Consider the following 23,813-nt stretch of genomic DNA (forward strand, 5'->3'; position numbering starts at 1 on the left):
AACCCACGCTGCCAATGACTGCCTCCGTCGCGCTTCAGGGCGTCTTCAAGTTCCACGGGCCCTCGGGCTCCCAGACGCCGATCCTGCGCGAGGTCAGCTTCGAGCTGGGCCAGGGCGAGTTCCTGTGCGTGATGGGTCCCAGCGGCTCGGGCAAGTCCAGCCTGCTGCACCTGATCGCCGGCCTCGACTCGGCCTCCGCCGGCACGATCGAGCTGGCCGGGAAGAACCTCGAGGCCCTGCCCCAGGCCGAGCGCACGCGCCTGCGCCGGGAGCAGATCGGCTTCGTGTTCCAGTTCTTCAACCTGCTGCCGAACCTCAACGTGCTGGAGAACGTGGGCCTGCCGATCGCCATCCGCGGCGAACGGCCCGAGCGCGAGCGGGGCAAGTTGAGCGGTCTACTCGAGCGCTTCGGCGTGGGGGGCAAGCAGCGCTCCCTGCCGCACCAACTCTCCGGTGGCGAGATGCAGCGTGTCTCGATCGCGCGCGCGTTGGCCGGGGACCAACCGGTGCTCCTGTGCGACGAGCCCACCGGCAATCTCTCGCAGCAGGCGGGCCTCGAGATCATGAAGACGCTGCGCCAGGTCTGCGACGAGGACGGCAAGAGCGTGCTGCTGGTGACCCACAACCCGCGCGACGCGGCCTTCGCCGATCGGGTGCTGTTCCTCGTCGACGGTCAACTCGACCCGGCCCACGCCCTGCACGGCCCGAACATCCCCGTCGAGGACGTCCACCGCACCCTCGCGGAGCTGCACATCTGATGGGGCTGTCCCTGACCGTCGCCCGCGGCAGCCTGCGCCGCCGACCGGGGCGCGCGATCTTCTCGGTGCTCGGCGTCGCCATGGGCATCGCCACCGTGGTCGCGATCTTCACCGTCGACTTCAACACGATCGCCCACAGCCAGCGGCCCCAGGGCGACGCGGGCTGGAAGGCCGACCTCGAGGTCCAGGCCCGGGCGGGCGTCGACGATGCCGGCACGCGCCTGGCGACCATGCCCGGCGTGCGCGGCTCGACGGCGGTGTTGCGCGCCGAGGGGCGCCTGGTCACCGCGGACGACCTGGCCGATGGCCAATGGCGCGGCGCGGCCGTGCAAGTCTTGGCCGTCGAGTCCGCGACGGCGGCGGCCATGGGCGTCTATCGCCTGGAGACCGGCGAGGGGCTGCCCCTCGACCCGGAGGCCCGCGGGATGCTGCTCGGGCGGCGCGCCGCCGAGCGCGCCGGGCTGGCCCCCGGCGACCAGGTCTTCCTCTCACGACCGCCGCGGGCGCCCAAGAAGGTCTGCATCGAGGGTCAGGTGATCGAGCGCCAGGCCGAGGGCCCGGCGCCGCGGCCGATGCGCTTCACGGTCACCGGCATCCTGGCCTACGAGCAGCTCGGTCGGACCGCCAACGGCGACGTGGCCGTGATCGACCTGGTCAACGGCCAGAACGTGTTCGAAGGCGTGTTCGTCCAACCGTCCTTCTGGATCGCGCGGGATCCCGAGGTCGACCTCGAACGCCTGCAACAGGGCCTGGGCGAGGACTTCGCCTACGACCTGCGCCAGGGAGCCGCGGTGGGGCAGGCGGCCGACGAGCGCGCCTTCCGCAACGGCGTGCGCCTCTCCGGGCTGATGGCCCTGGCCCTGGGTCTGTTCGTCATCTTCCACACCCTCTCTATGTCCCTGGTCGAGCGCCTCAAGGAGGTCGCGACCCTGCACGCCCTCGGCACGTCGCGGGCGCGCATCGGTCGGGCGTTCTTCCTCGAGGCGCTGTTGATCGCGGGCTTTGCCGGGGCTCTGGGGCTGTTCGGTGGACTGCTCCTCGCGCGGGAAATGCTCGAGCACGGGATCACGTCCCTGGGCATCACCCACACCGTGGCCGGCCAGTTCATCGTGCCCTGGACCCAGGTCCTGCCCCTGGTGGCCCTGGGGGTCGCGATGGCGCTGTTGGGCTCGGTGTTCCCGCTCCTGCGGGCCGGGCGCGCGGACACGGTCACCGCCCTACGCGGTGAAGAGAGCGGCACGGGCCACGGGGTGGCGCGCGGCTTCCACCTGTTCGCGGCGCTGCTGCTGGTGGGCGTGTTGCCGATCACCTTCCTGTCGGTCGTCGACCTCGTGGGGGAGAGCAGCCGCGAGCTGGTCGGCGTAATCCTGTTGGGCGTGGGGGTGTTGGCGCTCCTGGTCGGCACGCCGCTGGTGGTGCCGTCGCTGATGGGGCGCATCTCGCGCTGGGTGGCGGAGCCCTTCCGGCGCGCCGCGCCCTTCGCGGGCCTCTTGGCCGGGCGCGCCATCGAGCGCGGACCGACGCGCGTCGCGGCCTCGGTCGCCGCGGTGGCCCTCGTCACGGCGGCCTTCGTCGGCCTGCGCGGCATGACCCACAGCCTGTACCTGGAGACCGACGTCTGGGCCACCGAAGCCGCGGTCGACAAGGTCTGGGTCTCCGGCCTGCCCGGCGGGACGTCCTGGCGCAAGGTCGCGAGCGAGCTCGAGCAGTACCTGGGCGTCGTCGGCGTGGAGGTCGGGACCCACCGGCTCAGCGCGCCCTTCCGGATCCTCGGCGTCGATCCCGAGCAGGTCCGCCGCTACGGGCCCCTGGCCAAGGACAGCTCCCTGGTCGCGGCCCTGGGCGAGGCGCGCGGCATGATCGTCAGCCGCCGCCTGGCCAAGCAGCGCGGGCTCGAGGTCGGCGACCAGGTACCGGTCGCGACCCCCGACAGTGGGGTGGTGACCTTCGACGTGATCGCGGTCACGGATGCCTACGGCTACCACCCCGATCCCCACGAGCGCGCCTACGGCCTGATCGCCAATCGGCACGTGGAGCGCTACTTTTGCGTGGACACGGAGGTTGCCGATCGCATCGCGGTGCGGCTCGAGGCGGGAACCGACCCCCTGGTGGTCGAGACGGCCCTGGCAGGCTTCATGGCGGACGGGCGCGAGCTCGGGTTCCGCTCGGGGCGTGAGATCCGCGCGGTGGAGCTGGCCGACATCAACCGGGACTTCCTGGTCTTCGACGTGATCCTGCTCCTGACGGCGGTGCTCGCGGGGCTGGGCGTGCTCAACGGTCAACTGCTGGCGGCGACGGAGCGGGCCAAGGAGCTGGGCGTGCTGCGTGCCCTGGGCGCCAGCGCCGGACAGATCGCGGGCTCGGTGATGCTCGAGTCGACCGTGATCGGCGCGGTTGGCGGCGTGCTCGGGACGGTCCTCGGCAGCGGCCTGGTGCCGGTCATCGTCCGTGCCCTGCGCGTGCTGTCGGGCCTCGACCTGCCCCAGGCGGGGCCGGGCCTGGCGGTCCTGGCGGCACCGGTCGCTGCACTCTTGGTGACCTGGTTGGCCGCGCTCTACCCCATCTGGCGCATGGGTCGCATGGACCCGGTCGAGGCGGTTCGCACCGGCTGACCGTCGGGCGCGGGTGAAGGCCTGCGCTCGCGGACGGATTAGGTCCTGAAAGGCGTTGACCCCCCCGGCGGGCCCTGTTTAGAGTCCTCGCCCCAACGGTGGGGGCGTAGCTCAATTGGTTAGAGTGCCGGCCTGTCACGCCGGAGGTTGCGGGTTCAAGTCCCGTCGCCCTCGCCACCGTTTCCCCTCCTCGCCCGCGCCCGCCTGGTGCGCACGACTGGGGGAGCACGCCGCGATTCGTCGAGCGCTGCCTACACGGCGCTCCGAAGTGCCTGCCTGAACGGCGCTCCGAAGTGGCGGCGAAGAGGAGCTGCCATCAGGTTGTGAGGTGGCGCCCCTGGGACGGGTGCTGTGCTGATTGGCGCCGTGGCTGATTGGCGCCGTGGCTGATCGGCGCCGTGGCTGATCGGCGCGCTGATGATGAGCGCCCGCCGGTCGGCGCCCCGCCCCGAGCCGCCCGAGATCGAGCGGCCTCCGGGGGTCCGAGGAGAGGGTGGATCGGAATCGGCGAAGGTCTGTACCCGCCGGCGCGCCGATTGGAACATGGTGCACCCGGACGGCGACGTCTTCGAAGGGCTCTGTTTTCGAAGGGCACTGTCTTCGAAGGGCACTGTCTTCGAAAGGCGCCGTCTTCGAAAGGCGCCGTCTTCGGAGTGCAATGCGCTCGAGCGAAGCCGGGTCTCGAGCCTCCCGCGTCCCGGTACTCTTCTGCGTCCCGTCTTTGCGCCCTCTTCGGTCCATCCCACGCCAAACTCTGCTGCCTTGAGCCTTCCTCCGCCCACCTACGTCGACGACAAGCGGTCGTTCAATGCCCTGCTCGATCGTCTCGACGACGTCGACGAGCTCGCGGTCGATACGGAGGCGGACTCGTTCTTCAAGCACCGCGAGCGTGTATGCCTGATCCAGATCACCGCGGACGGCGAGGACTTCATCGTCGATCCCCTGGTGGGTCTCGATATCGAGCCGCTGGGCGAGGTCTTCGCGGATCCGCGCCGGGTCAAGATCTTCCACGACAGCGAGTTCGACGTGCTGCTGCTCAAGCGGCACCACGGCTTCGAGTTCGCGGAGCTGTTCGACACGCGCGTGGCCCTGGCCGCCATGGGCTACGAGTCCCTGGGCCTGGCCGCAGCGCTGCTGGACCAGTTCGGGGTCAAGCTCGACAAGACACAGCAGCTTTCGGACTGGGGACGGCGGCCCCTGACGGATAAGCAGATCGGCTACGCGCGGCTCGACACGCACTACCTGATCGAGCTGCGCGAGCGACTCGAGGTCATGCTCGACGAGGTCGGTCGGCGCCACGTGATGGAGGCCGAGTGTGACCGCCTGGAGCGTCTCGAGCCGGTGGACCGCCCCTTCGAGCCCGACGAGTACGTGCGCCTGAAGGGCGCGCGGACCCTGGATCGAAGCCAACAGGCGGTGTTGCGCGCGCTGTTCATCGCGCGCGAGCGCATGGCGCAGGAGCGCAACGTGCCGCCCTTCAAGGTCCTGGCCCACGGCGGGCTGGTCGACCTGGCTCGGGCCTGCCCGAAGGATGCCGAGGGCATCTCGCGCGCCGCCAAGATCAACTCCAGCGCCGCGAACCGCCTCGCCAAGCCGCTCCTGGCGGCGATCCGCGAGGGCCTGGACGCCGGACCCATCGACTCGATGCCCCAGTTGCCGCCCAAGGACGGGACCCTGGGCTTCGACGAGTTCGACCACGAGCTCCACGACCGCCTGAAGACCCTGCGCAAGAAGCTCGCGGAGCGGGACCGGATGGACCTGTCCCTGGTCTTCAACCGCAAGACCCTGCTGGACCTGGTGCGGTCGGGCGCGCGGGATCGCGAGGCCCTGGCGCGGGTCGAGGACCTGGCCGCCTGGCAGCTCGAGGACTACGGCGCGGATTTGATCCGGGTTCTGGAGAAGTTCGACCGGGACCGCGCCAGCGGAGCCCTGGACGCCAAGCCTCGCAAGCGACGGCCCGAGCGGCGGCGCTGAGAAACAGCCGCTGGGTTGCGGGCACTGGTCGCGGCTGTTGGCGTTCGTACGGTGCCAGGCACAAAACCACCGCCTAACGGGGCTCCCGCGGCCGCCAACGGCGGCCGCGGGGCCCCGTTAGGCGGTGGTCCTGTGCCTGGCACCGTAGGAACGGGCACCGTACGAACGCCAACAGCCGCGACGCCCGGGTCGGGCATCGCGGCTGCTGTTGATCGGGTGGTGGAGACGATGGGACTCGAACCCACGACCTCTGCGTTGCGAACGCAGCGCTCTACCAGCTGAGCTACGTCCCCGAACGCGGGGGAGTCTAGCGCCGCGCCTGGGGCGAGGGAAGGCCTTGTGAGGGCCTGGCGTTCACGCGGGCCCTGTCCCACTGCTGCCCCAGGCGGCTGAATCCGGTGGGCCGTGTCACTAGACTGGCTGCCCTCGAAGTCGGGTACCGCCCCGCGCCTCCGGCGCCCGACAGTCCCTTCCGAGACCCCCGGAGCGCCCCCCGCGCGGGCGCCACGCCCCGCGCGAGCAGCTCCTGCGAGCCGCTTTCCTGCACCGCCCATCGCACCGTCCAATGACCGACAGCTTCAGCGCCCACAAGTCCTTCGAGCACCAGGGCAAGACCTACCGCATCGCCAGCCTGCCGGCCCTGCGCGAAGCGGGCATCGACGTCGATCGATTGCCCTTCGCGATGAAGGTTCTGCTCGAGAACCTCCTGCGCCGCGAGGACGGGGACGTGGTCGACGCCGACGCCGTGCGCGCGGTGGCGAATTGGCAGCCGAACGACGGCGAGCGGCAGGAAATCGCCTACATGCCCGGGCGCGTGCTGCTGCAGGACTTCACGGGCGTGCCCGCAGTGGTCGACCTGGCCGCCATGCGCGACGCCATGGTCAAGCTCGGCGGTGATCCCCAGCGCATCAACCCGCTGCAGCCGGTGGAGCTCGTGATCGACCACTCGGTGCAGGTCGACGCCTTCGGCCGCCCGGACGCACGCACGATCAACTCCGACCTCGAGTTCACCCGCAACCGCGAGCGCTACTCCTTCCTGCGCTGGGGTCAGACGGCCTTCGAGCACTTCAAGGCGGTCCCGCCGGACACGGGCATCGTGCACCAGGTCAACCTCGAATTCCTGGCGCGCGTGGTGATGACCGACGAGGCCGGCGGGTCGAACTGGCTCTACCCGGACACGGTGGTGGGCACCGATTCGCACACCACCATGATCAACGGCCTGGGCGTGCTCGGCTGGGGCGTGGGGGGCATCGAGGCCGAGGCGGCCATGCTGGGCCAGCCCGTGTCGATGCTGATTCCGGACGTGGTCGGCGTGAAGTTGACCGGCAAGCTGCCCGAGGGCGCGACCGCGACCGACATGGTCCTGCGCGTGACCGAGATGCTGCGCGCCCACGGCGTGGTCGGCAAGTTCGTCGAGTTCTTCGGTCCCGGCCTGCCCGAGATGTCCCTGGCGGACCGCGCCACGATCGCCAACATGGCACCCGAGTACGGGGCGACCTGCGGTCTGTTCCCGATCGACGCCGAGACGATCTCCTACCTGCGCTTCACCAACCGTGTCGCCGAGGCCGAGCTGGCCGAGGCCTACGCCAAGGTCCAGGGGCTCTATCACGATTCGAACTCGGTCGAAGCCGAGTACACCGACCGGCTGGAACTCGACCTGTCGACGATCGTGCCCTCCCTCGCGGGTCCCAAGCGTCCCCAGGACCGCGTGGCCCTGGGTGATGTGAAGGCCAACTTCGCCGAGGTCCTCGAGGGGCAGATGGGCGCGCCCGCGCGCACCGGCGGTGTGCCCACCGAGTACGCCGGTCGCTCTTTCGATCTGGACAATGGGGCGGTGGTGATCGCCGCGATCACGAGCTGCACCAACACCTCGAACCCCTCGGTGATGTTGGCCGCGGGTCTCGTCGCCAAGAAGGCCGTCGAGCGCGGCCTGACCACGGCGCCCTGGGTCAAGACGAGTCTTGCGCCCGGTTCCAAGGTGGTCACCGCCTACCTCGAGCAGGCGGGACTGCTCGGCTACCTCGACCAACTGCGCTTCAACGTGGTCGGCTACGGCTGCACCACCTGCATCGGGAACTCGGGTCCCCTGCCCGAGCCAATCGCGGCCTCGATCGAGAGTGGCAAGCTGGCAGTGACCTCGGTGCTGTCCGGCAACCGCAACTTCGAGGGTCGCGTCCACGCCTTGACCCGCGCCAACTACCTGGCCTCGCCGCCGCTGGTGGTGGCCTATGCCCTGGCCGGTCGGGTCGACATCGACCTCACCACCGAGCCGATCGGCACCGACAAGACCGGCAAGGAAGTGTTCCTCAAGGACATCTGGCCCAGCCAGGCGGAGATTCGGGAGACCGTGCGCTCCAACGTTTCGGCCGAGCAGTTCGCCCGCATCTACGCCGACGTCTACACCGGTAGCGAGGCCTGGCAGGCGATCCAGATCCCCGAGGGCGCGACCTACGCCTGGGACGCCGGGTCGACCTACGTCCAGCACCCGCCCTACTTCGAGGGGCTCTCGACGACCGTCGACGAGGTCCACGACATCGAGGGCGCGCGCGTCCTGGCGCTGCTCGGGGACTCGGTCACGACCGACCACATCTCGCCAGCCGGTGCGATCAAGGCCGACAGCCCGGCGGGCCGCTACCTCCAGGAGCACGGCGTCGAGCCCGTGGACTTCAACAGCTACGGCAGTCGCCGAGGCAACCACGAGGTGATGATGCGCGGCACCTTCGCCAACATCCGCATCCGCAACCGCTTGGTGCCCGGGGTCGAAGGCGGCTACACGGTGCACCACGGAACCGGCGAGCAGATGTCGATCTACGACGCGGCCATGGCCTACAAGGACGCCGGCATCCCGTCGATGGTCATCGCCGGCAAGGAGTACGGCACCGGTTCGTCGCGCGACTGGGCCGCCAAGGGGCCCATGCTGCAGGGCGTACGGGTCGTGATCACGGAGAGCTACGAGCGGATCCATCGCTCGAACCTGATCGGTATGGGCATCCTGCCCCTGCAGTTCGCCCCCGGCGACAGCGCGGAATCGCTGGGACTCACGGGGACCGAGACCTTCGACGTGCGAGGACTCGCAGCGCTCTTCGCTGGCCGTTTTGCCGGGGGCGGGCGCGTGGCCGTGACGGCCACCGGCACTGACGGCAAGGTCACGAGCTTCGAAGCCTTGGTGCGGATCGACACGCCCAAGGAGGGTGAGTACTACCGCCACGGCGGCATCCTGAACTACGTCCTGCGCAGTCTGGTCGACTGAGCGCACTGGCCGACCGAGCGAGTCGGCCGAACCACCCGCCAAGGAGCCCCAGACTTGCCCAAGTTCGCCGAACTCGACTGGTACGAGACCCCGCGTTGGTACGACGCGATCTTCGACACCGACACGCCCCAGGAAGTCGACTTCCTGGAGCAGGTCTTCGCCAAGCACGGCACCTGTGATCCGGGGCGACGCAAGCCCAAGGTGCTCGAGCCCGCCTGCGGCAGCGGTCGTCTGATGGTCGAGATGGGCAAGCGCGGCTGGTCGGTGGCGGGGTTCGATCTGTCGAAGCCGATGCTCGACTACGCCCGCGATCGGCTGCGCGCCAACGGCCTGCGGGGCAAGCTCGCGGTCGGGGCCCTGGAGGGCTTCGACCTGGGCACCGGCTTCCACCTGGCGCACTGCCTGGTTTGCACCTTCCAGTACGTGGCCTCGGAAGAGGGCGCGCGCAGCCACCTGCGCGACGTGGCCAAGGCCCTGGCCCCCGGCGGCGTCTACGTGCTCGGCTTCCACCTTTCGGACTACACCGACGAGCGGGTGGCACGCGAGCGCTGGACCGCGAAGGCCGAGGGCAAGGACGTGATCTGCACGATCCAGGGTTGGCCCGCCGACAAGCGCACGCGGACCGAGCAGGTCCGCTCGCGCCTGCGGGTGGTTGCGGGCGACGGATCCGAGCAGCGCTCCGAGACCAACTGGACCTTCCGCAGCTACGACGCGCGTCAAGTTCGGAAGATGCTGAAGGGCGTCCCCGAACTTGAACATGTCGCGACCTACGACTTCTGCTACGACATCGACAGCCCCCGGGAGCTGAACGACGAACAACTCGACGTGGTGCTGATCCTACGCAAGCGCGTCTGAGCCTTCCGGGTTCGCACGGCTGGCGTCATTTGGCGTCCATCCGGGGGATTCCGGGCCGGATCGAGGTCGGGCCCTGGTCGAATAGGCCGATCATCCCCGCGTAGCGGGGACCACTGCGGCGCCCGACCGGGCGCCGAGCTTCTGCCCACGGATCCTGCGCCGCGCCTCTCGTTTGCGGCGCCATCTCCGGCCGCCCCGCGCGGTGCCTCCCTTGCCGCCCTCCGGCGGCTACCCAACTGCCGCCCGCGACTCGGTCGCCGGGCGGAACCGACCATGAGCGACCAAATACCGGACGTCTTCCCGCCCGAAGGTCTCGGGGGTGGTGATCCGCCCCGCAGGGGGCCCAGGCCCACTTCCGGCGGGGGCGGCGGCCCTCGCAATCCCGGGGTCAAGCTGCCGATCCGCGCGGTCGTCGCCCTCGCACTGCTGTTCATGCTGTTCACGGTCGGCGGAGCGATGGCGATCAGCGGTCGCCTGGGCTTCACCACGATCGACCCCGAAGAGGTCGCGGTGAAGGTCAACTACCTCACCGGCAAGACCACGGTCATCAACCAGCCCGGCTATCAGATCTTCCTGCCCTTCGCGGAGGAGATCTTCAAGCTGGACCGGACCTTCCAGAGCTTCGAGATGCGCGGCAACGAGTTCGTCGGGCAGTCGGTGGTGCCCAAGCTCACCGTGCGCGCCAACGACGGCTCGAACTTCCGCTTCGAGTTCCTCTCGATCCAGTACGCCCTGGTGCCCTCGGCGGCCGCTGTCGTCCTGGCCGAGAGCGGGCCCGGCGACGGCTTCAAGGCCGAGTGGATCAAGGCCCACGCGCGCTCGATCCTGCGCGACGAGTTCGGGCGCTACACGGCCGAGGAGATCGCCGACCCGGCCAAGCTCCAGACGGCCTTTGCCGCGGGCAAGCGGCGCCTGGACCTCGCGGTCCAACCCTTCGGCCTGCGCGTGATCGAGATCCCCCAGAGTCGCCCGAACTTCGACGACGAGTACGAGCAGGCGATCGAGGAACGCAAGGTCACCGACCAGGACGTGGAACGACTGGTCGCCATGGAGGACCAATTGCTCCAGGAGCGCGAGCAGCAATTGGCCCAGGTCGAGCGCGAGAAGTCGATCGAGATGGAGTCCCTGAAAGGCGACCTCGAGAAGGCGCGCCTGGGCGCCGAGCGTGACGCGATCCAACAGAAGAAGTCGGCCGACGCCTACGCTCTGGAGCGGGTCGCCGACGGTCAGGCCGAGCGCGCGCAGCTCTTGGCCAAGTCCCGCGGATTGACCGAGCGCTACACCAAGGAGGCGGAGGGCGTCGAAGCCCGGGCCACCGCCCTGGCGGAGCGCGGCGAGGTCGTCGTCCGCGAAGCGATCATCGACAAGCTGCGTCAGATCCGCTTCACCTTCGTGCCCTACAGCCGCGATCCGGCACCCCAGCGCCTCGAGCACTCGGGGGACGCGGGCGGATCCGATGCGTCCCGCAAGTCGTCCGTGGAGGGCAACTGACATGAAGAACATCAAGACGATCGCGATCCTGGCCGCCCTCTTGGCCTTCCTGGGCGTCGTGGGCAGCGGGATGCTGCTCGAGCGCATCGGCCCGGCGACCATCGGCGTGAAGCAGAATCTGCTCGGCGGTGGAATCGTCCAGAAGGCGTACGGCATGGGCTACCACGTCGGAATCATCGGCGTGCACCGCTGGCACCGCCTCGACGGGCGCGTGCACTTCCTGAACTTCACCCAGGAGTCGGCGTCCAAGCGCACTCGCAACGGCAACGTCGAGTTCGCCAGCGCCCTCGACATCCGTACCAGTGACAACAACACGGCCTCGCTCGACGTGACCGTGCTGTACGAGATCATCGATGAGCAGGCTTGGATGCTGGTCAACGAGGGCCTGACCCTGGCCTACCAGGACCGGGTCCGCCAGGCGGTCGAGGGTCTCTTGCGCGAGGAGCTCTCCAAGCTGAGCCCGGAGGACTTCGTCAACACCGACGTGCGCCTGGCCAGGGCGGAGGAGTCCCTGCCGCTCTTGCGCGAGACCCTGCGGCAGTACCACGTCGAGCCCCTCGGGATCCTGATCCGCGCCGTGCGCTTCCCCCCGGAGTACGAGGAGAAGCTGCAGCTCAAGCAGCTCACGCGCCAGAACTCGATGCTCGCCACGGCGCGCCAGGCACAGGAGCGCCAGCAGCAGCAGACCCAGTCGATCGAGAAGATCACCGAGGCCATGGAGAAGGAGGCCCGCGGCGAGTGGGACAAGCGTCTCCAGGAGGCCCAGTCGGAGAACCAGGTGCAGATCGCGCAGATCAAGGCCGAGGCCGAGGTCTATGCGCGCACGACGACCGCCGACGCGGACGCCACCCAGGTGACCTACCTGGCCGAGGGCCAGCTGGCGGTCGAGCAGGCCGAGGCGCTGCGGGACGAGCTCCGCAACCGGGCGCTGGACACCGTCGGTGGACGCATCCTGCTAGCGCGCCAAGCGGCCGAGAACCTCGACGTGCGCGAGGTGACCCTCAACAGCAACGATCCGGCGGTCCCGACGATCATCGACGTCGACCAACTGGTTCGTCTGTTGGTGGGATCCGGCAACTGAGGTCTGGGCTCAATCGTTCGGCGGCCAGGCTCGGGAAGAACTCGAGCAGGGCCGCCGAACTCCGTTGCCGGAGCGCGCCGGGGCCACGGGCCGGCATCGATCGAGGTGACTGCAGACGGCCGCTCGAGTTCCGGTTCCTCGCGCGGAGCTCCTGTGCGCGGCCCGTTGTTTCACGGCCCGTCGCGACACGGCCCGTCGCGACTCGCGATCCGCGCTTCGCCAGCGCGCCGTCGCCAGGACGTCCGTGCAAGGTCCGAGAAGTGCGATAGGATCGATCGGCAGTCGCTGGGGCGAGCCCCCCGTCCATTCCCATCGATCCGAGCGAACCATGAACCTGATCCGCGGACTGATCTCGATCCTCATCCTGTCGATCCTCGTCCTGAGTGGCTTCGGCATCGCTTGGTGGGGGAATCCGCCGGCAGCGATTGCGGCCTACGCCGTGGGCGGCAAGGTCATCCTGGGCGTGCTGATCGCGCTCGGAGTCATGGGGCTGGTCGTGCTCTGGCTTCCGCAGCGCGAGCCCGGCCTCAGTACCTGATCGGGCACAGCCAGCGGACCCGATCGAGCACGGCTCACTGCTGCTCCAGCGCTCGCGCCGAGCGGTCGTAGCTGCGCTGGGCGGCCAGCATCCGGATCCAGATGCCCCCGACGATCAGGAAGGGGAAGGCGAACCACAGGATGTCGAGCGCGCCCAGTCCCGCCGGCGTGACCTGGAGGTCGTAGTCGAGCTGGCCGAGCGGTTCGTCGCTGTCGACCTCGCGGATCGAGAAGTGGGTGGGCCAGGTGCCGCGATAGGCGAACTCGAGGTTGCCGATCTGTTGGAAGGGTTCCTCGGGCTTCGCGGCGCGGCTGGCGGAGACGACCCGAGGCGATCCGTCGTCGGCGGGGGCCGCCGAGAGGGCGATCCACAGGTCCTCTGCGGAGCGGCCCTCGGGCGGATCGACGTAGAAGTAGAAGGTGCCGGTGCCAACGTCCGGATCGGTCCAGATCGACAGGGTCCAGGAGCCGATCTGCTCGTCCACGAAGATGGGATAGGGCGGTCCATCGTGGGCGTCGGCGAGCGATGCCAGGGACGCCGCTGCCAGGACGGCCGCGGTGAGGTGACAGGGGAATCGGAGCCGTCGTTTCACAGGTAGGTGCCTCGCATCTCCATCGGTTGGGCCAGGAGCCAGAGTGCTGTGCCGGCCAGAGCCAGCAGCAGGGCGGCCCAGGGCAGGAAGGCGCGCGGCGCGAGGCGCCCGAAGTCGCGCTGGGCCAGTCGCCATGCCAAGGCCAGCGAGCCCGCGCCGCCGAGCGCGAGGAAGCCGATCTCGATCGGCCAGACCTGGGTGTCGGTCAGGCCGCCCAGGCCCCACTTGGGCCCGCCGAGCAGGCCGACGCCGAGGCGCTCCAGGGCGAGCTGGGTGACCGGTACGAAGGTCCACAGGCCGGTCAAGAAGTGGAAGCTGTAGTGGGCCAGCCACACGCCGAAGCCCAGGGGCGCCAGGCAGTAGCTGAAGCGGCGGGCGTGGGCGAGGGCCGAGGTCCCGGTGCCCAGTCGCACCGTCCACGTCACGAGCCCGATCGCCAGGGCAGGCACGAGCGCGAGGCCCAGCGCGAACAGGATCGCCAGCACCAGGAACTCGCTCTGGGTGCCGAGCGACTCGGCCAGCCAACGCTGGAAGGCGTAGACCGGACTCACCATCCCGAAGGCGTTGAGCAGTGCACCGAAGCTGAACAGCACGACCAGCGCTGCCAGGTCGTTGCGCCGGCTGATGCGTCCGATGCCGGAGCGCACCGGATCCACCGCCAGCTCGTCAGCCGGCAGTCGAGAGCCGATGGCGACGTTGTCCTGGGGGCAGGCGTGGACGCAGTCCAGGCAGAAGGTGCAGTCGATGTTGCCGACCTTCTCGGGCAGGAACAGGGCCAGCTCGCAGCCGCGCTGGGTGACGCGCGCGGGCGCCTCGGGGGCCCGCGTGCCGCGGATGCAGTCCTTGGTCGCGCAGGAGTCGCAGGTGCTGCGCTCGCGGATCTTGACCTCGAAGGGGGACAGGGTCGAGGCCACGAAGTTGAACTGCCCGATGGGGCAGATCCACTTGCAGAAGGGCGCTCCCTTGAAGAGGGCGTCCACCAGCAGGGCGGTGGCGAAGTAGACCAGGATCAGGATCGCCGTCGCCGCTGGGCTGGCCCACAGGTCGAGCCACTCGTAGGTGAACAGGACCGCCACGAGCAGGCCGAGCCCGAGCCACTTGCGCCGCAAGGCCCGGGGCAGACGACGGGTCGGCGCGCTGATCCTGCGCGCGAGCTCCCGGGGCAGCACCAAGGGGCAACCCATGCAGAAGACGTTGCCGACCGCGAGGAGTGCGATCACCAGCAGGCCGCGCCAGTGGACCCAGACCAACAGGGTGGCCAGGTTCTTGGGGGCGAGCTGCGGTCCGAAGAGGCCGTGCAGGACCAGCACCGCTGCCAAGAGCAGCAGCGGGACCTGTAGGCACAGGCGCGCGTGGCGCCAACGCAGGAAGGGCCCGAGCAGCGGGACGCGGAGGAGATCGAAGCCCCGCGCCGCGGGCGAGCCGCGGCGCGGGGGCGAGTGAGCGACGGTCATCGCTGCTCGCTGTCGGTCGTCGTCCCCGGGCGCCTGACGCTGACGGCAGGAACGTCGATGACCCGCTCGAGTTGGCGTCCGTCGGCCAGGTCAGCCGACACCACGACGAACCAATCGCCGCCCATGGTGAACTCGAAGGGCGCTTCGTAGCGCCCCGCCGAGGCCTCCACGGCGTCGCCGAAGACGGGCACCATGCCCGCATGGCTCATGTTGCCCTCCACGTGGACCACCGCACCCGCGACGGGCTGACCGTCGGGGCCGCTCAGCTCGACGACGCAAGTCGTCGGGCCCGTGCTCGCGGCCGGGTCGAAGGACAGGGCCACGTCGATCTCGTGGTCGCCCGCGTCGTCGCGGCCACAGGCTCCCGTCGCCAGGACCACCAGCAGCAAGACCCCGGCGGTGCCTGACCGCGAAGCCCACGAAGGCGCCTTGCGAACAGGCCCCGAAGCCTGTTCGTCGCCGAACTGATTGGCCATGGGATCAGCTCGCCGTTCTCGCCGCCGAAGCGCGCTTCTGCTTGGGCTTCCACGCGCAGCTACAGACCGCGCCGTGGGTCACCTCACCGGCCGGCGGGAACATGTGGAAGTACATGCCGATGGCCATCGGGATGAAGACCACGGTGTTGTAGAAGAGGTGCAATTCGACCCTCGGCACCCACAGTTGGATGATGCTCATGGGGACCGGCTTGTCGAACAGGTTGTGGCCGACGAGCGCCTGGCCCTGGAGCAGCGCGTGCTCGATGTGGTGCCAGAACTGGATCCAGAAGGCGATCATCCACCAGGTGCGCGAGCGGCCGGTGAAGCCGGTGCGCAGGACCCACAGGCCGATCAACATCACGATCGCGTAGCCATAGTGCAGGGCTTCGCTCCTGACCAGCCATGGGTACCAGAGGCCCAGCACGCCGCGTGATTCGGGCACCGGCCAACCCAGGGCGTAGATCTGGATCGCTTGGGTCAGGTGTTCGGCCCAGTGGGCCAGGACGACCAGCATGTAGCCCTGGAGGGCGCGCTCGTGCCAGTTGGAGTTGAGCTTCTCGAGGAAGCTACGAGAGCTCGGGGCGGCGAGTGTTGCCGCTGCGGACGGATTGGACATGACGCTGTCGGGGCGGGCCGGCGCTGCGCCGGCGGTACATGTGTGGATCCGCGCGTCCGCTCCGCGGAATCCACGGAGCCGGCGCACGGGAGACGAAGGAGGAGGACCTGGATCCGCGCTCAGCGCGCGAATCGAGCCGTCAGCGGCTGGTGCTCCTCACCGACGAAAAAACCCTGCACGGGCATGAATTGCTCACGAGCAGGGTTCCTTCGCGGAGTCTCCCTGCCGATCGAGTTGACGCTGGTTCCCACGGCCTGGCGTGGACTCACCTTCGCGGTGAGCGGTCCAGCGGCAACGCGTTCGGCGCGCCGGCTGGACCCACGGAAGGGTGGGATCGCAGAAAAGGATCGAGAGCTGTAGACCTCGAGCTTCCACATGGCTGGTTCGTTCGCGACCGGAGGGCCGCGACAAGGGGATGGGTGGTGGCCGCGCTGGCGCGAAGGCCAGGAATCGGGGACACCAGTCGAAACCTACACCGACCGGCGCGGGCGCGCAGCCCCCTGGTGGCGATCAGCTGCCCCGTGGCGACGGCGGCCGGGGGCCCATCAGAGGCTCCGAACGGGCCTCAGAGCTCGAATGAGCGCTGGATCCAAGCGGGGCGGCTGAAGTCCCAGTTGGACTCCGCCATGGCGCCCACCAGGGCCGGGTAGACGCGCTCGACTGCCCGCTGGTACTCGGACGGGAGCTCGAGGCGAGCTGAGTAGTCCGCCAGCGCACTGCGCTCGAACTCGCGCAAGGCCCCGTCTCGCGCCAGGCGCCAAGCCCAGGCCACGGTCGAGTCGGCAGCCTGCTTGCGGTCGTGAACGATCAGGTTCAAGAGGTCGAAGTAGGGCAGGTCCGACAGCTCGTGGCTGCCCCAATCCATCAGGCCGAGCACGGAGCCGTCCGCGCGGACCTGGACGTGCTTCGCGCGCAGGTCCGCGTGGTAGAGCACCAGTGGAACGGCTGCCCCCAGGGCCAGGTTGCGCGCTTCGTCGAGCAGTTGCCCCAGGCGATCGGAGATCCGCGAGTTTCTCGCGTGGCGTTGGACCAGCTCGACCTTGGCGCCGAAGAGGGCGTCGAAGCGCTCGTCGTCGAGGACCACGGGGGCGTCGGTCACCAGCGAGGCGAACTGTGCTACGAGGTCGGCGTAGGTCCGCTGCGCCGCCGCCAGGTCGCCCGTGAGCTGCGGGGCGGAGAGGCCCTCGAGCCGCTCTTCGACGTTGACGTACTGGTCGTCGACGGTGCCCTCCCACACCGGACGCGGGGCGGGGAAGGCCGCAAAGCGCTCGGCCAGCAGTCCCAAGGCCGAGTAGTGACGGCGCGATTGGCGCTCCTGCGCCGGCGAGAGGGCCAGGTGCATGGCCCAACGGGCGCCCGTCCCCGCGGTCAGCACCACGCAGGTGTTGCCGCGAGTGGTGATCAGGTGCTCGGGATCGGGAGTGGGGACGCCGACCGCCGACGCGACCGTTTCGAGCAGCCGGTCGATGCGCCGTCCTCGCAACGGGTCGGACCCGGCCCGCAGGGCATAGCTCGGCGCGAGCAGGGGAAAGAGCCCTGCGCGGTGGGCCGCCATCTTCACCACGTTGCGGCGCTCCATGGGCCCGACCGTGAGGTGCGGACCGCGGCCGTTCAGATCGACGGCGTGGCTGAAGTCGTGCCGGTGGGGGTAGAGGGCCAGGGACTCCACCGCCGGGTGGCCCACCCGCGCCAAGGCGCGGCGCCAAGCCGCCGCGCTGCGCTCGCCCAGGGGCGGCGAGAGCGCTGCACGCATGAACTCCAGGGGCCGCAGGACGTGGAAGTCCGCCCGGCGACCGGAGGAGCGCTTGTAGGCGAAGCGGTTGTCCGCGACCACCAGCAGCTCGCCGCGCGAGACGCGCGCCAGCTCGGCCAGCTCGGCGTCATCGGCTCCGCCGCGCTCGTCGACGACCAGGTCGAAGCTGCCATCGGCGAACGGCAGACGTCGGCGCGGATCGGCGGCCACGAAGTCGGAGGCTCCATCCACCAGCGCCCGGTCGCGATGCCGGCACCAACGCAGGCGGCGCGGCTCCGGGTCCACGACCGTCAGGTCGAAGCCGTTTCGGGCCAGCGCCACCGCCGTCCCCGAGAGGGCGTCGCCCACCAGTAGCGCTCGCCCGCCCCTCGCGCCGATCAACGGCAGCCATCCGGCGCGCCCCTCGCGCACCCGCTGCATCAGGATCTGGGCTCGATCGTCGGGCAGCCCGCGCAGCAGCTCCTCGAGGGTTGCGCGCCAGTCCCCGCCGGAGTCCAAGCTCGCCAACGCGGACTCGAGCTCCGCTCCGTCGAGGGTCGGCAGGCGAGGGTCGTCGAGATTCATCGCCCGACGCTCACTGGGGCGAGTTCCCGCCCAGCCAGTTGAGCAGCAGGAACAGCCCCGCATGGACGGCCGCGGCCACCGCCATGGGGCGCCGAGACGGGCGGGGCACGACAAGGATCAGCGGCACGAGGGCGAGGGCGGCGGTGACGAGCATCCACGGTCTATCGGCGACCACCTCCAACCCGCCGGAAAGGCCCGCAAGCACGGCCAAGAACCAACACCGCCGGTCACCGAGCCTGGCAGCCAGGCCCGCGAAGACCGCGGCCGGGAGCATCATCAACCCCATGGCGAGTCCCACGACGACCCAGGTGGATTGGCCGGGTGGAAGCGCCCTCTCGTTCTCCAACAGGGTCGCGGCGCCGGCGGCCAGGACCAGGGTCATCGACCGCCGCTGAAGTACTCCCACTGCACTTGCGCGCAGGGCGAATGCACACGTCCCCGCGATCGCCAGGGACCAGAGGGCATCGTCCAAGGCGCGCCGGCCGCCGCCCAGCAGGAACGGAGCCATTGCCACGGCGACCACACCCAGACTCAGGCCGGCAGCGGCCAGGGGCCTGACCCCGTGGCCGTCGGGATCGTCCGCGCGCAGCGGCCTGCGCGGACGCATGGCCCGGGGCCCGAGCCCTCGCAGCCCGAGGGCCAGGGCGACGGGCAGGGCCAGGATGGCGAGGGTCCAAGCCTCGTTCGCGTGGACCGCGGTGGCGACGGCCCGCAAGAGGCTGCCGAGCAGGAACGAAGCCGCGAACGCGCCTGCGATCTCGGTTCGCTCGCCCAGCCCGGGTGCACCCGGGGGCAGCAAGCTCAGCAAGCAGGCCCCCGAAACCAACCAACCGAGCGCCGCGACGATCGAGTCGGGGCTCCAGGCCAGGGCTTCAGCAGCGGGACCGATCGCGGCGGGCGACATGGCGACATCCTACTCACGCGGGCCCGGGTCTCGCACTCGGGTCAGATTCGACTTCGGGCGCGAATCGCCCGCGCGACAGCGGCGCCGATGACCTGTCCGTGGCGGGTGGGGACGACTGCGGATTCGCGGCGTTCGCCGCCCGTCGAACGTCCCGTTCGATGTCTATGTCGAGCGTTCGATCCCAACCGATCCCGCGCGACGACCGTGACCCAGACGCGCCGGTGGTGCGTCGGCCGCGAGTCCGTGGGGGCACGGAAGGGGAACCCAGAAGGAGAGTGAGACATGGCTGACAAGCCGTCCGGCTTCGTCGCTGCGCTGGTCAAGGACCCCGCGCACCCGCCGAAGACCAAACTGTTCACCGGCTACGTCGGTGAGTCGAGCAAGCCCAAGCACATGCGGATCTATCTGGATCCGGAGCTGGCGAGCTTTGTCGAGGTGCCCGATGGCGCCGTGCTCTACCGCACGGAGGCTGCGGACGCTGCCGGCCTGGGCGCACACCACGTGTGGGTCGACGCCAAGCTGCTGGACGAGATCGACCTGGGCTCGGGGCAGAAGTTGACGCCGATCTCGCCGGTCTTGCCGACCTGCCCGACGACACCGCCGACGTTGCTGCCGGTTTGTCCGACCAGCTTCCCGCCTGCCTGCGGCTCGGGCTTCACGCCGGTCTGTCCGACGCAGAGCCCGCTGCAGTGTTTCACGCAGACTCCACAGCAGTGCCTGACACAGCCCCAGGTCTGCTTCCTGACCCAGTCCGGTCCGCTCTGCCCGACGAACGGCCACCCCATCTGCCCTGTGGCGTCGCAGCCCGGGCCGTTGTGTCCGACGGCGGGCAATCCCATCTGTCCGACGAACGGCAACAAGTTCTGCCCGACCGGTGGCAGCCCACTGTGCCCCACGGCAAGTAGCCCGCTCTGCCCGACGAACGGCAACCCGATCTGCCCGGTGGCTTCGCAGCTCGCCCCGCAGTGCCCGACCGGAGGCAGTCCGATCTGCCCGACCGGAGGCAATCCCTTCTGTCCGGTGCAGACGACGACGGGGCCCGCCTGTCAGTTGATCACGCAGAATCCTGCGGTCTGTGGCCTGCAGACGGCGAACCCGCTCGCCTGCAACCCCGGACCGTCGGCGGTCGACGCTTGTCCCTCTGCACCCGGTGGGTGTTTCGACCTGACGCCGCAGTTCACGGTGACGCCGGTCGCGAACGCGACGGCGAACTTCACGGCTCAGTTCGGCGGTGCGTTCAACGTCACGCCGGCCTTCCGCCAGCCCGGGACGATCGGCTGATCGCGACCCACCGCGGATCGCGCGGCGCGCGCCGTCGAATGGCGCGCGCCGCCTTGCCCGCACAGCACGAACACACGAAGCTCCCATGCAGCTCTCCACTCCCGAGTTGATCGACTACCTCGTCGAACGTCGCTTGGTCGATGGCCGGGACTTGGTCGATGGCAAGGTGGTCGTCGCCGACGTGACACGCCGCAACCGCAATCGCCGGGTCGAGGTGGAGGGGGCCCGCGGACTGTTCATCAAGCAGGCGGGGGAAGACGATCAACGCAAGCGCGACTCGCTGGTGCGCGAAGCGGTGACCTACGAGTTCGCCGTCGCCGGGGGCGAGCTCGAGGGACTCGAGAGCGTGACGCCGCGCTACCTGGGCTTCGACCAGCAGGCCGGGCTACTGGTGCTCGAGCTGCTCGACGCCCATGCGAGCCTGGGCGACGAGCTGCGCGCTTCCTACGGCGTGCGGCCCGAGGTCGCGGCCGCCTGCGGGGACGCCCTTGCCGTCGCCGCTCGCTCGGGGATGGGGGTCGCCTTGGGAGGTGGAGCGCCGGCGCTACCCCGGGCCTTGCCCTGGCCCCTGGTCTTCCACGGCGCCCAGCCGATGCCGGGGGTCGAGGGGTCTGCCGGTCAGTCCCAGCTCCTGGCGGTCGTGCGCGCCGACGCCGCCCACGTGGGAGTCCTGTCCGAGATCGCTCGGGGCTGGCGGGTCGAGGCCCTCGTCCACGGCGATCTCAAGTGGGACAACTGCGTCGTCGTCGACGGCGGCAAGCGCTTGGTGCTGCTCGACTGGGAGTTGGCCGACCTCGGCGACGCCGCCTGGGACCTGGGCTGCCTGCTGCAGGGGGCGCTGTCCCAACTGATCGTCACCTCGCCCCAGCAGAACCTGGCGGCCTTCGCCTCCGGGCAGCCGGGGCCGCAGGTTGCCGCCCACCTGGCGCCGTCCAATCGCGCGCTGCTGGAGGGCTACGCCCGCACGGCGGGGCTGTCCCGCGAGGCCTTCGCGGACCTGCGCCTGCGCGCCCTGCGCTACGCAGCCGCGCGCATGGTGCAAACCGCCTACGAGTTCTCGATGGGGGCCGCCGAGCCGCCGCCCCAGGCCTGGGCGACGCTGGCCTGCGGCCGCGCCCTGGCGCTCGAACCGCCCGCTGCCGCGCGTCTGCTCTTGGGGGAGGGCAACTGAGATGGAAACGACCACCATGCAGGCCGCTGGCACCGTCGCGGGCGAGGCGGGGACCAGCCGAGTCGAACGCGAACTCGGGCCGCTGCTCAGCGCCCTGAGCCTCGACGACACCGGCCGGCCGGCCGTGAATGGCGAGCCGATCGCGGCGGTCCATCCCACCGCCTACGGCGAGCCCGCGCCGTCCGATCCCCAGGCGGGGCTGCTGCAGCAGCTGACCTACGCCATCTACGCGCGCTTCCATTGCGCTGCGCCCGGGGAGCCGCCGGCGGCGCAGGGCGCTCCGACCACGGCGGCGCAGTGGGCGGAACGCACCCGCGCCTACCAGGCCGCCAATCGCGGTCGCGACGGGTGGGACGCGGGATGGACCGTCGAGGGGCTGGAGCCCGATGGCGCCGTGCGATTGGCCAAGGGCGATCGCCGGCGGCGTGAACTCCCCGGTCGCTTCGCCGCGCAGGACACGGGACGCCCGTGGCTCCAACCCGGCGACCTGGTCTCTGTCGCGGCGCCGTCTAGTTCGACGGCGGTGCAGCCCGGGTTCTTCTTCCTGCTCGGTCAGCGCGCCGGATCGGCCGACGACGAGCATCGCATCGCCCGCATCTACTGGAACCTGTCCGCCGAGGGCGCGGAGCCCTGGATCGCGGCCACGTCCCACGCCCTGCAGCGGGCGGGTCTGCCCTTCCGAGCCAAGGTCCTGATGGATCCGGTCGGGTTCGCCCGCTGCGACTCGGCCGTGCTGTACCTGGCCCGGCGGCACTTCGAGGCCTGCCTGCCCCTGGTGCGCGAGATCGCGGTCCAAGTGGGGGATTGGCTCGGGGAGCGGACGCCGCCCTTCACCCTGCGCCTCGCTCCCGGTGTCGCCGTGGCCGAGGACCCTGGCGAGAGCTTCGGTCTGCACCGCGCGCGCCTGGTCGCCGAGGGCCTGCTAGCGGCGCGGTCGACCGGGAGCGACGCGGATCGAGCGCGAGCCGTGGTCGACGCCTTCCGACGCGCGGGCCTCGATCCCGATCGTCCCTACCTCAATCCCGGCAACTTCGATCGCTACCAACAACATGCTCACCACGATCTCAACGCGACGATCTGAAGCCCCGTCGATCCCGGCCAGCGTCCCGCAGTCGGACAACGAGCAGCGCGGCCGCGACCTCGGCGTGGCGGCCTCGATCGGTTGGCGACTGGTGCGCGAGGCCCATTGGGACGGGCAACGCTGCAACTGGATCGGCGCATCGATGGAGCTGCGACCCGCCGGTTGGCAGGCCGTCGAACGCAGCTTCGGCCCGGACCTCTACGCGGGCACCTCGGGCATCGCGGTGTTCCTCGCCAGGCTCTACGCCCTGACCGGCGAGGCCTGTTTCGCGCGGACGGCCCAGGGTGCGATGTCGCAGGCCCTCTCGCGCTTCGATCGCTTCGAGGGTCCGCTGGGTCACGGCTTCTACGCAGGGAGCTGGGGCGTGGTCTGGGCTGCCCGGGAAGTGGGCTCGATGGTGGCAGACGGCGCCCTGGTCGAGTGGGCTGCGGATCGAGTGCGTCTGGGCTTGCACGCGGACCTCTCGGCGGCGCCCACGGACCTGATCGGCGGCGCGGCCGGAGCGATCGGCGCGTTGCTCGATCTGGAAGGCGAGTCGAAGGACGGCTCGGCAACGGCCCTCGCGCTGCGCTACGGGGAGCACTTGCTCTCGAAGTCGCGGGCCGATGGTGACGGAATGGTCTGGGACACCATGGAGCAGGGCGTTCTCGCGCCGCTCTGCGGCCTGGGGCACGGGGTCGCTGGCATCGCCTGGAGCCTGTTGGAGCTCGCGCAGGCGACCGGCGATGGGCGCTTCCGGGAGGCCGCGCGGGCCGGACACCGCTACGAGCGTCGATTGTTCGACGAGTCGCGTGGCAATTGGCCCGACCTGCGCGATCACAGCGCCTTCGGGGGCGCAGCCGGGGAGCCGTCGTTCGGCGTCGCCTGGTGCCACGGCGCCGTTGGCATCGGGATCGCGCGGGAGCGGTCGATGCGGCTCGATTCGAGCGATCACGAGCTCGCACGCGAGTACGCGGTCGCCGCTCGCACCACCGCGGCCCACATCCACCAGCTGCTCGACGCGGGTGGTGCCGACGCCTCGCCCTGCCATGGCTTGACCGCGGGGGTGGAGCTGCTCGCGAGTCTGGGCGAGGCGGCTGGCGACCTGGATCCGCGCGATGGGGTCAGCCGCTTTCGGACACTGGGTCTGACCCACGAGGCCGAGGGGCGGGCTTGGCCCTGCGGCGTGCTCGGCGGGGGCGAGGCTCCGGGCTTGATGCTGGGCCTGGCCGGGATCGGGCACGCATTCCTGCGCCTGGCGGATCCCGTCGGCTGCCCGAGCCTCTTGCTGGTCGGACCGCGCTGAGCGGCGGGCTGGGCTTTTGGCGGACTGGGCTTCTAGCGGACTGGGCCTTGCGCGTGCTGGGCCATTCATCGCCTGCG

Annotated in this window: 18 protein-coding genes and 2 tRNA genes; 13 read left to right on the forward strand and 7 right to left on the reverse strand. The window is 70.2% G+C overall.

Features of this window, described 5'->3' with window-relative positions; genetic code table 11:
• The first annotated feature begins 14 nt into the window (after window positions 1-14).
• The 4 genes from Pla133_RS07715 (at window position 15) to Pla133_RS07730 (ending at window position 5,344) form a co-directional block, all read left to right on the forward strand.
• On the forward strand, window positions 15-758 hold the full coding sequence (locus tag Pla133_RS07715; RefSeq protein WP_145064340.1) for an ABC transporter ATP-binding protein: 744 nt from the start codon (window positions 15-17) through the stop codon (window positions 756-758).
• Window positions 758-3,370, forward strand: a complete 2,613-nt coding sequence (locus Pla133_RS07720; RefSeq protein WP_145064341.1) for an ABC transporter permease — start codon at window positions 758-760, stop codon at window positions 3,368-3,370. Before Pla133_RS07715 ends, Pla133_RS07720 begins: the two co-directional genes overlap by 1 nt.
• Before the next feature lie 100 nt (window positions 3,371-3,470).
• Window positions 3,471-3,547 (forward strand) — tRNA-Asp (locus Pla133_RS07725).
• 585 nt (window positions 3,548-4,132) lie between these two features.
• Window positions 4,133-5,344, forward strand: a complete 1,212-nt coding sequence (locus Pla133_RS07730; RefSeq protein WP_419192226.1) for a ribonuclease D — start codon at window positions 4,133-4,135, stop codon at window positions 5,342-5,344.
• Window positions 5,345-5,561: 217 nt separating this feature from the next.
• Here the strand turns inward: Pla133_RS07730 and Pla133_RS07735 are convergent.
• Window positions 5,562-5,637: transfer RNA gene (locus Pla133_RS07735), tRNA-Ala, on the reverse strand.
• A gap of 272 nt (window positions 5,638-5,909) precedes the next feature.
• On the opposite strand from Pla133_RS07735, the gene acnA reads away from it, so the two are divergent.
• From acnA to Pla133_RS07760, 5 genes are all read left to right on the forward strand, one after another.
• Window positions 5,910-8,594, forward strand: a complete 2,685-nt coding sequence (gene acnA, locus Pla133_RS07740) for an aconitate hydratase AcnA (protein WP_145064343.1) — start codon at window positions 5,910-5,912, stop codon at window positions 8,592-8,594.
• Window positions 8,595-8,648: 54 nt separating this feature from the next.
• Window positions 8,649-9,449: a class I SAM-dependent methyltransferase gene (locus Pla133_RS07745; RefSeq protein WP_145064344.1), complete on the forward strand. Its 801-nt coding sequence runs from the start codon at window positions 8,649-8,651 to the stop codon at window positions 9,447-9,449.
• Window positions 9,450-9,722: 273 nt separating this feature from the next.
• Window positions 9,723-10,940, forward strand: coding sequence for an SPFH domain-containing protein (locus Pla133_RS07750; RefSeq protein ID WP_145064345.1), 1,218 nt, complete (start codon window positions 9,723-9,725; stop codon window positions 10,938-10,940).
• 1 nt (window position 10,941) lies between these two features.
• On the forward strand, window positions 10,942-12,021 hold the full coding sequence (locus Pla133_RS07755; RefSeq protein ID WP_419192227.1) for an SPFH domain-containing protein: 1,080 nt from the start codon (window positions 10,942-10,944) through the stop codon (window positions 12,019-12,021).
• A 328-nt stretch (window positions 12,022-12,349) separates the two neighbouring features.
• A complete protein-coding gene (locus Pla133_RS07760; RefSeq protein WP_145064347.1) occupies window positions 12,350-12,559 on the forward strand; it encodes a hypothetical protein in 210 nt (69 codons plus the stop codon).
• 34 nt (window positions 12,560-12,593) lie between these two features.
• On the opposite strand, the gene Pla133_RS07765 is transcribed toward Pla133_RS07760, so the two are convergent.
• The 6 genes from Pla133_RS07765 to Pla133_RS07790 all read right to left on the reverse strand — a co-directional run bounded on the left by Pla133_RS07765 (window position 12,594) and on the right by Pla133_RS07790 (window position 18,918).
• Window positions 12,594-13,151, reverse strand: coding sequence for a hypothetical protein (locus tag Pla133_RS07765; protein ID WP_145064348.1), 558 nt, complete (start codon window positions 13,149-13,151; stop codon window positions 12,594-12,596).
• Window positions 13,148-14,605: a 4Fe-4S binding protein gene (locus tag Pla133_RS07770; RefSeq protein WP_145064349.1), complete on the reverse strand. Its 1,458-nt coding sequence runs from the start codon at window positions 14,603-14,605 to the stop codon at window positions 13,148-13,150. Before Pla133_RS07770 ends, Pla133_RS07765 begins: the two co-directional genes overlap by 4 nt.
• Complete coding sequence (locus tag Pla133_RS07775; RefSeq protein WP_145064350.1) at window positions 14,602-15,081, reverse strand: FixH family protein; 480 nt, start codon at window positions 15,079-15,081, stop codon at window positions 14,602-14,604. Before Pla133_RS07775 ends, Pla133_RS07770 begins: the two co-directional genes overlap by 4 nt.
• Window positions 15,082-15,085: 4 nt before the next feature.
• On the reverse strand, window positions 15,086-15,697 hold the full coding sequence (locus tag Pla133_RS07780) for a hypothetical protein (RefSeq protein ID WP_145064351.1): 612 nt from the start codon (window positions 15,695-15,697) through the stop codon (window positions 15,086-15,088).
• Between the two features lie 565 nt (window positions 15,698-16,262).
• Complete coding sequence (locus Pla133_RS07785; protein ID WP_419192228.1) at window positions 16,263-18,014, reverse strand: methyltransferase domain-containing protein; 1,752 nt, start codon at window positions 18,012-18,014, stop codon at window positions 16,263-16,265.
• Window positions 18,015-18,024: 10 nt separating this feature from the next.
• On the reverse strand, window positions 18,025-18,918 hold the full coding sequence (locus Pla133_RS07790) for a hypothetical protein (protein ID WP_145064353.1): 894 nt from the start codon (window positions 18,916-18,918) through the stop codon (window positions 18,025-18,027).
• Window positions 18,919-19,200: 282 nt separating this feature from the next.
• On the opposite strand from Pla133_RS07790, the gene Pla133_RS07795 reads away from it, so the two are divergent.
• The 4 genes from Pla133_RS07795 (at window position 19,201) to Pla133_RS07810 (ending at window position 23,736) form a co-directional block, all read left to right on the forward strand.
• On the forward strand, window positions 19,201-20,199 hold the full coding sequence (locus tag Pla133_RS07795) for a hypothetical protein (RefSeq protein WP_145064354.1): 999 nt from the start codon (window positions 19,201-19,203) through the stop codon (window positions 20,197-20,199).
• A gap of 85 nt (window positions 20,200-20,284) precedes the next feature.
• Window positions 20,285-21,370 carry a phosphotransferase gene (locus tag Pla133_RS07800; RefSeq protein WP_145064355.1) on the forward strand — a complete coding sequence of 362 codons (1,086 nt, stop codon included), beginning with the start codon at window positions 20,285-20,287 and terminating at the stop codon, window positions 21,368-21,370.
• A gap of 1 nt (window position 21,371) precedes the next feature.
• On the forward strand, window positions 21,372-22,451 hold the full coding sequence (locus Pla133_RS07805; protein WP_145064356.1) for a T3SS effector HopA1 family protein: 1,080 nt from the start codon (window positions 21,372-21,374) through the stop codon (window positions 22,449-22,451).
• Entirely contained in the window at window positions 22,420-23,736 is a 1,317-nt protein-coding gene (locus Pla133_RS07810) for a lanthionine synthetase LanC family protein (protein WP_145064357.1), read from the forward strand. The genes Pla133_RS07805 and Pla133_RS07810 overlap by 32 nt, the downstream gene beginning before the upstream one ends.
• Window positions 23,737-23,813: the final 77 nt, after the last annotated feature.

It is taken from the genome of Engelhardtia mirabilis, assembly GCF_007748095.1.
In the GTDB taxonomy this organism is placed as follows: domain Bacteria; phylum Planctomycetota; class UBA1135; order UBA1135.